The following is a 10,166-nucleotide window of genomic DNA, read 5'->3' as shown; positions in this document are numbered from 1 at the left end:
CATACATAGCAAAAAACACTATGAATCTCCTACAAGAAAACTACAAGCTATCATTAAAAGCTTTGTACAAGTATTTGATCTGTATAAACCACACATCTCTGTTTTTTATCAGGAAAATGTTTATTTAAAAGCCAACTATGAAGAATTAATCAAAAAGAAACGAGACCAATTCAAAGATATTATTATCGATACCATCCGTGAAGGGAAAGGATGCGGAGAATTTCGTGAGGATCTATCAGAAGAAATCACTGGCATGGCCATCCTTGGTATGGTGAACTGGACCTATAAATGGTACAAAAAGTCAGGAGAAAAATCCATTGATGAAATTGGAGATATTTATGTTGACTTGATCATGAGGTCTATTTTAAATAATTCAAATGAAAGCGCTATTATTATAACGGAATAGTTTACACTGAAGGTTTATTTTTTAGTAACAAACAGACCAACCAGTCGGTCTTGTTGAATATATGAGGAGGGGAAGTAATGGATTTCAATTTAACAAAAGAACAAGCGATGATTCGCAAAATGGTTCGAGATTTCGCTGAAGGGGTAATAGGTCCAAGAACAATAGAAATTGATACAGAAGCAAAATTTCCTTTAGATATCTTTGAACAAATGGGTGAACTAGGATTATTAGGGATACCATTCCCAGAAGAATATGGTGGTTCTGGAGGAGATACTTTATCTTACGCTATTGCTGTCGAAGAAATAGGGCGAGTATGTGGGAGTACTGGACTAAGTTATGCTGCCGCAGTTTCTCTAGGGGCAAGCCCAATTTACTACTTTGGTACAGAAGAACAAAAAAGGGAATTTCTAACACCATTAGCATCGGGTAAAGCCTTAGGATCATTTGGACTAACAGAGCCGAATGCAGGCTCTGATGCAGGTGGTACGAAAACCACTGCAGTAGTGGATGGAGATGACTTCATTATTAATGGTGAGAAATGCTTTATTACGAATGCAAGCTTTGCCAAAACACTGATAGTTACAGCAGTAACGGGAAAAAACGAAAAAGGTAAGAACATAATCTCTGCTATTATCGTTCCAACAGATGCACCTGGCGTTACGATTACAAGTAATTACGATAAAATGGGTGTTCGTGGATCAGACACAGCGGAAATAGTACTGGATAACGTACGTGTTCCAAGATCTAATCTCTTAGGTGATGAGAAAAAAGGATTTAGCCAATTCTTATATACATTAGATGGTGGTCGAATCTCCATTGCTGCTCTTGGATTAGGAATTGCACAAGCATCATTGGAAAAAGCGCTTCAGTATGCTAAAGAACGTAAGCAATTCGGTCAATCGATTTCAAATTTCCAAGCTATTCAATTCAAGCTAGCTGATATCGCCATGGAAGTGGAACTGGCGCGAAACATGGTGTATAAAGCCGCATGGTTAAAAGATAATGATAAGCCGTTTACGAAAGAGTCTGCTTATGCGAAATTATTTGCAACTGAAACGGCATTCCGAGCTGCTAACCAAGCTATCCAAATTCATGGTGGATATGGCTATATGCGTGAATACGAAGTAGAGCGTTATCTACGTGATGCTAAACTTCTAGAAATCGGGGAAGGTACTTCAGAAGTACAGCGACTTGTCATAGCTAGACAGCTAGGATGCTAGTTATTTTTTAGGAAATATTCGGTTAGGAGTGGAGAGATGATTTCAAAGGTATTGATTGCAAACCGAGGAGAAATCGCATTACGAGTTATGAGAACCTGTAAAAAGATGGGTATCCAAACAGTTGCAGTGTACTCCGAGGCAGACGAGAAAGCTCCATTTGTTCAAATGGCAGATGAAAGCTATTTGATTGGACCGCCTAGAGTGAATGAAAGCTATTTAAATGCTGATAAAATCCTTGCCGTTGCAAAGGAATCTGGTGCTGATGCCATACACCCAGGCTATGGTTTTCTAAGTGAAAATGGTAGGTTTGCTGAGAAGTGTGAGGATGCTGGCATTATTTTTATCGGTCCTACAAGTAAGGTAATGGATTTGATGGGAAGTAAGATAGAAGCTAGAAAGGCAATGAAAAAAGCTAATGTTCCAATTGTTCCTGGAACAGAAGAAGCTGTTAAGTCGACTGAAGAGGCAATTGAGATAGCTAACACGATTGGTTATCCAGTTATGCTAAAAGCATCTGCTGGTGGCGGAGGCATTGGTATGCAGATTGTAAACAGTGATGACGAATTACGGAAAGCATTTGATAGTAATGCTAAAAGGGCAGAGACTTTTTTTGGTGATGGTTCTATGTTCTTAGAAAAAAAGATTGATCATGCTCGACATATTGAGATCCAGTTATTAGCTGATCAGCATGGGAATATTGTTCATTTATTTGAACGAGAATGCTCGATACAACGTAGAAATCAAAAAGTAATCGAAGAAGCACCTTCCGCTTTTATCTCAGAGTCTACTAGAGAAAGAATGGGAAAAGCAGCTGTAAGTGCCGCTAAAGAGCTGGGCTATACGAATGCTGGTACGATTGAATTTTTGGTGGATAGTAACCAGAACTTTTACTTTCTAGAGATGAATACTAGAATTCAGGTGGAACATCCTGTAACAGAAGAAATTACAGGCATCGATATTGTCGAACAACAAATCAATATTGCCAATGGGAGAGAACTATCCTTTACGCAAGAGGAATTACGAATTCATGGTCATGCTATCGAAGCACGGATATATGCAGAGGATCCAAAAACGTTTTTCCCATCACCTGGTTACATTTCAACCTTTGAGGTACCAGAAGGCGAAAACATACGACTAGAGTCGGCAGTTACAAGTAATTATGATGTAACACCGTTTTATGATCCAATGATTAGTAAGCTAATTGTGAAAGGGACTTCACGAGAGGAAGCTATTAATCTATTAAGGGAAACGTTAATGAATACTAGAATTGAAGGAATTAAGACGAATGTCCCGTTACTAATAGAAATTACCAATCACCAAGAGTATTTATCAGGTAATACAACAACTAAATTCATTGAAGAACATTTTAATTTATTGAAAAAATAAGTACTTAGGAGGAATTAATATGCAAGAAGTTAAAGCAATGATGGCGGGTAATGTATGGAAGATAGTAGTAGCTGTAGGTGATACCGTAGAAGAAGATCAGGATATTGTTATTTTAGAATCTATGAAAATGGAGATTCCAATCGCGGCTGAAGAATCCGGTACAGTTAAAGAGATTAAAGTTGCTGAAGGAGACTTTGTAAACGAAGGTGATGTTATCGCCATTATTGAAGCGTAAAAATCTAGGAGGTAATCATGAGTTTCGTAAACTTAGAGGTATTGGATAACCATGTCGCTATTGTTACACTTAATCGCCCAGAAGCTGCTAATGCTATGTCGAAAGCATTATTAGAGGATTTATATGGCATTATTCAGGAAATAGATCAAAACAAGCAAATATACTGTACGGTTATTACAGGTGCTGGTGAGAAAGCTTTTTGTGCAGGTGCTGACTTAAAAGAGCGAAGAGGGATGAGTAACGATCAAGTTATTGATGCGGTACGTTACATTGGAAAAACTGTTGATGCAGTAGAAAAGATGAAATCCCCTGTAATCGCTGCATTAAACGGGGTTGCATTTGGCGGAGGACTTGAATTGGCATTAGCGTGTGATATTAGAATAGCGACCGATACTGCAAAAATGGGGTTAACGGAGACATCATTAGCTATCATCCCAGGAGCAGGTGGAACGCAGCGCTTACCTAGACTAATCGGTATTGGCCGTGCAAAACAATTAATCTATACAGCAAAAGCAATAACTGCTGAAGAGGCAAACGCCATCGGTTTAATAGAAGGGATCACATCGCGTGATAGTTTACGTACAACAGTACTTGATCTGGCAAAAACGATTGCAAAGAACGGTCCAATTGCATTGCGTCAAGCTAAAACGGCTATTAACCAAGGAATGCAAGTCAGTCTCACTAACGCATTAGAGATTGAACATCTATGCTATAAAGAAACCATTCCGACAAATGATCGTCTAGAAGGGTTAGATGCCTTTAAAGAAAAACGAACCCCAAATTATCAGGGTAATTAACGAAGAAGGAGGTTTTATCATGTCCTATATAGAAGAATTACAAAAAAGGATAGCACACATCGAAAAAGGTGGTCATGAAAAATACCATCAGAAAAATGAAGAAAAAGGAAAGCTATTTGTCCGTAAACGGCTTGAACTATTATTTGATGAAGGTATAGATATTGAGGATGCATTTTTTGCAAACTGCATGGACGATTCCCTTCCATCGGATGGAGTCGTTACAGGAATCGGAAAAATTAATGGCCAGGACGTCTGTGTAATGGCAAATGATTCTACTGTAAAAGCTGGTTCTTGGGGGAAACGAACAGTAGAAAAGATTTTAAGAATACAAGAAACAGCTATGACACTAGAATTACCAATGTTGTACCTTGTTGATTCAGCAGGTGCTAGAATTACAGACCAAATTGAGATGTTTCCGGGTAGACGTGGGGCAGGACGTATTTTCCACAACCAGATTAAGTTATCTGGTCGTGTGCCTCAAATCTGCTTACTATTTGGACCATCGGCAGCAGGCGGAGCGTATATCCCCGCTTTCTGTGACATTGTGGTCATGGTTGATGGGAATGCCTCGATGTATCTTGGTTCACCACGTATGGCTGAAAAAGTAATTGGCGAGAAAGTAACACTAGAAGAAATGGGTGGCGCGAGAATGCACTGTTCTGTTTCTGGTGTTGGGGATGTTTTAGTAAAGACGGAGCCAGACGCAATTGACTATGCTCGAAAATATTTAAGCTATTTCCCGAAAAATTTTAGAGAAAAACCACAACCAATGGAACCGAAAGATGTAATGAAATTTGAGAAGTCAATAGAGGAAATCATACCAGAAAATCAAAATGCACCGTTTAACATGTATGATTTTATTAATCGAATCATTGACGCAGATACCTTTTGTGAGATAAAGAAAAAATTTGCACCTGAATTAATAACTGGATTATCAAGAATGAATGGTAAACCAGTTGGCATTATCGCCAACCAGCCTAAAATGAAAGGCGGAGTGCTTTTCCCAGATTCTGCAGACAAAGCAGCAAAGTTCATTCAATTATGTGATGCGTTCAATATACCGCTATTATTCCTAATGGATGTTCCCGGCTTTATGATTGGAACGAAGGTAGAACGGGCTGGTATTATTCGTCATGGAGCTAAGATGCTTGCAGCGATGAGTGAAGCAACTGTGCCAAAAATCTCTGTTATTGTGAGAAAGGCTTATGGTGCGGGATTATATGCTATGGCGGGTCCTGCATTTGAGCCAGATTGTTGTTTGGCATTGCCAACAGCTCAAATCGCTGTTATGGGACCAGAAGCGGCAGTGAATGCAGTATACGCGAATAAAATTGCGGAACTTCCAGAAGAGGATAGAGCTGCATTTATAAAAGAAAAACAAGATGAATATCGCGATGATATTGATATTTATCGTCTTGCTAGTGAAATGGTTATTGATGCCATTATAGAACCGAATAAACTTAGAGAAGAATTAATTCAACGTTACCGTATATATGATGCAAAGAATGTAGTCTTTACAGAAAGAAAACATGGTGTGTATCCTGTATAATGACGATGCCTCATTTGGAGAAATCCTTATGAGGCATTTTTAATTATCCACCGTTTATTTTGTAAACATATACTAAAGTATAAAAACCACATCTGTTCACCATAATTTTATTATGTAAACTAAAAGGGTTATCTATATTAAAAAGTAATAATTGGAACAAAATAATATTGTATAAGGTAAATTGACTTTGGAAATAAATTAGTGGTAATGACTGTTAATAGAAAGAATATGTAACAGCCATGGTGCAAGTATAACAAAACTGACACAAGATGGTGAGACGATGAAGGTAAAAGAATTTATGATAACCGATGTGATAAGTATCAAAGAAAACACTTCTATAAAAGAACTCTTAGAGATTTTAGTATCCTATAGAATCGGTGGTGTTCCGGTAGTTGATTCGAATAATAAACTTGTAGGCGTCGTAAGTGATGGAGATGTCATTCGTTACCTTAAGCCAAATAGCCAGACAGTGTTTGATATGTTTTCGATTGTTATGGTAAGTGAACCAGAGAAGCTTACAGATAAATTACAATATGCATTAGAAAAACCTGTTTCCATTATGATGAAGCGTAAAGATATTAAGACGATTGATGCTGAATGTGAATTAGATGATGCGTTAAGACTATTCTCGAAATATCATTTTAAGAAAATTCCTGTCCTAGATAATACCGAAACAGTAATTGGTGTCATCAGTAGGGGGGATTTACTTCGCCATATTACGAATGAAATTATCCTGCGTGATAATTCTTTATAAGTCCATTAGGTCCTCTAAATATAGTGTATTATTTCATAATAAACTGAACGTGTCACTTATCAAACGTTCGGTTTTTTTATTTACACGACATTACGTTATTTCCAATTTTAGTGTGTACTTTAATGGGTAGTAAAACCGTATAGTAATACGTTATAATAAACACATATTATATGGAACAAAGGGGTTAATTTAAAGGTGAGGGCAATTAAAGAAAACGCTTCCGTACTAGAATATGAGAATTTAATAGGTATTTACCATGTACTACAACAAAATGGTGATGTAAAAAATGCGAATAAAATAATTGATCTTTATAAGAAGAAGCAAATCGATGAATATGTACTCAGCTTTACAGGTCATTTTTCAGCTGGTAAATCTTCTATTATTAATGCAGTTATTGGTACAGAAATATTACCAAAGAGTCCCATTCCAACCAGTGCAAATATCGTTAAACTTACATCTGGTGAAGGGGTAGCAAGAGTATATTTTTATAATGATGAACCTATCGAATATGATGAACCTTACGATTTGGATATGATAAAAGAATACTGTAAAGATAAGGATATCATTAGCAAAATTGAAATTAGTTCTAAGCAGGACATCATTCCTAATAATTGTGCAATTCTTGATACACCTGGTATTGATGCAGCCGATGATACCGATAGAATCATTACGGAATCTTCCTTACATCTTGTGGATGTTTTGTTTTATGTGATGGATTATAACCATGTTCAATCTGAAATGAACTTAACCTTTTTGAAAAATATTCAATCTATGAATATTCCATTTTACATTATCATTAACCAAATTGATAAACATAATGAGAAAGAACTAACCTTCCAACAATTTGAGGAAAGTGTCAAACAAACGTTTGAACAATGGCGATTATCACCTGAAGAAATCTATTTTTCATCGCTAATGAAGATGGATTCACCTCATAATCAATTAGCAATGATAAAGGAAAAAATCAGCCAACTTTTCCATGATCAGCGGATACAACGAATTGATGCATCTGTTCGACACATCATGGCTGAACACAAGAAATACTTAGAAGAAATGCATCAGGTTGAGGCGTCAACATTATATCAAGCACAACAAGATGAGAGTGTTTTGATAAAAGTAGAAGACATACAGCATAAACTCGAGAGACTAGAAAATATTCCTAATGAACTTAAAAAAGATTATAACACTAATCTTGACCAAACTCTAAAAAACGCATACCTTATGCCGGCTAATATTCGTGATCAGGCATTGAACTTTTTAGAATCGCAACAAAAAGAATTTAAAGTCGGTCTAATCGGATCCAAGAAAAAAACTGAGGAGGAAAAAGCGCGAAGAATGGCAGATTTTCTGGCAATGGTTCAGGAAGGTATGCAAACAAATATACAATGGAAGTTACGTGAGAAAATAGGTGAACTACTAAGATCCTATTCAATTACAAATCATGGCATCCTAGCAAAAGTACAACATCTATCTGTTTCCTTATTAGAAGATGATTTAATGAAATTAATCAAACGGGGGGCAAAAATAAATGGTGACTATGTACTTAATTATACCAATGAGCTAGGACATCTAATCAAAACTAAATATCGAATTGCAGCTAGAAACATTTTAACTGAAATACTAGCTACAATAGAAGTTGAACTGTCAGACAAAATAAACCAATATCAAAATGAATTGAAGAAACACCAAAAAATACTACATTCGCTGGAACAATATAAGTTAATGGAACAACAATTGCATAATCGAATTAATCTCCTTGAGGAACAGCTTTATGCGCCAAATTACCCGAAAGAAATAGAGAATATCCTTGAAAAGAAGTTAGCACCAATTGATTATATAAAAGGAACTAATCAACTAAACATAAGTTCTAATCCAATCGAATTACAGGAACATTTAAATGAAACAGTTTCCGATAGTAATGGATCTGTACCTACAACACAACAGGTTATCAATGCTTTAGAAAAAACGATTCATTTTATACAAGAATTACCACCATTCCAATCACTTGTAACGGAATTAACTTTTAGAAAGGAAAAATTACAAAACCGACAGATGACGATTTCTTTATTTGGCGCGTTCAGTGCAGGGAAGTCTTCCTTTGCTAATGCGTTAATTGGGGAGGGAATATTACCATCATCCCCTAATCCAACTACAGCTGTTATCAATCGTATAATACCAGTTACAGAGCAATATAAACACGGAACAGTTCGCATCCATTTAAAGAATGAGGATACAATTAAAAAAGATTTGATTTCTATCTTAAAGTACTTTAATCCACCAGAGATGAATGACTTAGAGAATTTCATGGATTGGATTGATCAACATAAAATTCACCAGCAAGATAAACTCAGTAAGATGTTTCAATCGTATGTACTTGCAATTGTAAAAGGCTATAATGATCATCGAGATACATTGGGTCAATCTCTGACAATCGAATTATCTGACTTTGTAGGTTATGTAACGGATGAATCAAAGGCATGTTTTGTTGAATCAATTGACTTGTATTATGATTGTTCGATTACTCAAAAAGGCATTACTTTAGTTGATACACCAGGAGCTGATTCAGTCAATGCAAGACATACCAATGTTGCATTTGATTATATTAAGAACGCAGACGCTATCCTTTATGTCACCTATTATAATCATGCCATTACGAAAGCCGATAAAGACTTTGTTATGCAATTAGGAAGGGTAAAAGATTCATTCCAATTAGATAAAATGTTCTTTATTATTAATGCTGCTGACTTAGCTAAGGATGATTCAGAGCTGACCCTAGTTGTAAATTATGTAAAAGAGCAATTACAAAAACTTGGCGTTCGAAATCCAAGGTTGTATCCCGTTTCAAGTAAGGTTTCTTTAGAAGAAAAACTCGCAGCTAAACCAGTAAATCAACAGATTACTTCATTTGAGCAGGATTTTTATTCTTTCCTTGATCATGAATTATCTCAATTAGCTGTGAAGTCTGCCATACATGAAATAGAAAGGACAGAACGAACATTCCGTCACTACCTACAAAAAGCAAACTTATCGATACAAGAAAAAGAAAATTACAAATCTGAATTAGTAACTAGAAAAGAGCAATTAGTTAGCACAGTAACATCAACTGATGGCAGAATTTACTTTGAACGGATTCAGGATAAAATTTCCAAACAACTTCACTACGTGATAGAACGAAATAGTATAAGGTTTCATGATATGTTTAAGGACAAATTTAATCCGACTACTATCACAGAATCTGGTCGGAAAGGGATGGAACAGTTTGAAATCAATTTGATTGATTTACTAGATTATATCGGGTATGAGCTTCTACAAGAGGCTAGAGCAGTGTCGCTAAGGGTCGAAGCATTTATACAGGAACAGTTTGATAACCTTATCGAAGTATATCAATTGGCATGTACAGATATTGATCATGATTTTACAATTCCTGCATTCGAGATAGAGGCAATCCTAACACCCGAGTATAAGCAGCCGCTTCAACAATTGGATATACAAATTTTCCAAAAGGCGTTTTCCCTTTTCAAAGGTACAAAATCATTCTTCGAAAAAAACGAAAAGGAAAAGGTAAAAGAAGAAATTTATCGAATACTATTACCAGAAATACACCATCATATCCAACAATTACAACAGGAAATGATAAATGCATATGATACACAGTGGAATAAGCTGTTCGAACAGATGGGGATATTCTTACAGTCAAAAATAGAAGAATATGTTAATAACAGTTTAGCTGTATTAGATGATACAATAGATATAAATGTTTTAGAGCAAAAACAACTGAAAATAGTTGAATTATTGGCTAGTATACGATAAAGGACGTGT

Annotated in this window: 8 protein-coding genes; all 8 read left to right on the top strand. The window is 36.0% G+C overall.

Annotation, left to right across the window (positions count from 1 at the left end; translation table 11 throughout):
* Positions 1-406: TetR-type transcription factor C-terminal domain-containing protein (locus G5W_RS20745; RefSeq protein WP_010095663.1), on the top strand; the 406-nt coding region annotated here is incomplete at its 5' end.
* A 77-nt stretch (positions 407-483) separates the two neighbouring features.
* Positions 484-1,626, top strand: a complete 1,143-nt coding sequence (locus G5W_RS0107945) for an acyl-CoA dehydrogenase family protein (RefSeq protein ID WP_010095662.1) — start codon at positions 484-486, stop codon at positions 1,624-1,626.
* Positions 1,627-1,662: 36 nt separating this feature from the next.
* Positions 1,663-3,012, top strand: coding sequence for an acetyl-CoA carboxylase biotin carboxylase subunit (locus tag G5W_RS0107940; RefSeq protein ID WP_010095661.1), 1,350 nt, complete (start codon positions 1,663-1,665; stop codon positions 3,010-3,012).
* A gap of 19 nt (positions 3,013-3,031) precedes the next feature.
* Positions 3,032-3,247, top strand: a complete 216-nt coding sequence (locus G5W_RS0107935) for an acetyl-CoA carboxylase biotin carboxyl carrier protein subunit (RefSeq protein WP_010095660.1) — start codon at positions 3,032-3,034, stop codon at positions 3,245-3,247.
* Positions 3,248-3,261: 14 nt separating this feature from the next.
* Positions 3,262-4,044, top strand: coding sequence for an enoyl-CoA hydratase (locus G5W_RS0107930; protein ID WP_029191061.1), 783 nt, complete (start codon positions 3,262-3,264; stop codon positions 4,042-4,044).
* 19 nt (positions 4,045-4,063) lie between these two features.
* Complete coding sequence (locus G5W_RS0107925; protein WP_010095658.1) at positions 4,064-5,593, top strand: acyl-CoA carboxylase subunit beta; 1,530 nt, start codon at positions 4,064-4,066, stop codon at positions 5,591-5,593.
* Between the two features lie 280 nt (positions 5,594-5,873).
* Positions 5,874-6,347 carry a CBS domain-containing protein gene (locus G5W_RS0107920; RefSeq protein ID WP_010095656.1) on the top strand — a complete coding sequence of 158 codons (474 nt, stop codon included), beginning with the start codon at positions 5,874-5,876 and terminating at the stop codon, positions 6,345-6,347.
* A gap of 195 nt (positions 6,348-6,542) precedes the next feature.
* Entirely contained in the window at positions 6,543-10,157 is a 3,615-nt protein-coding gene (locus G5W_RS0107915) for a dynamin family protein (RefSeq protein WP_010095654.1), read from the top strand.
* Positions 10,158-10,166 lie beyond the last annotated feature (9 nt).

Source organism: Ornithinibacillus scapharcae TW25 (genome assembly GCF_000190475.1).
GTDB classification, from domain to species: Bacteria; Bacillota; Bacilli; order Bacillales; family Amphibacillaceae; genus Ornithinibacillus; species Ornithinibacillus scapharcae.
Note: the sequence above shows the minus strand (reverse complement) of the source record. Positions and strands in the feature narration are given on the sequence as shown.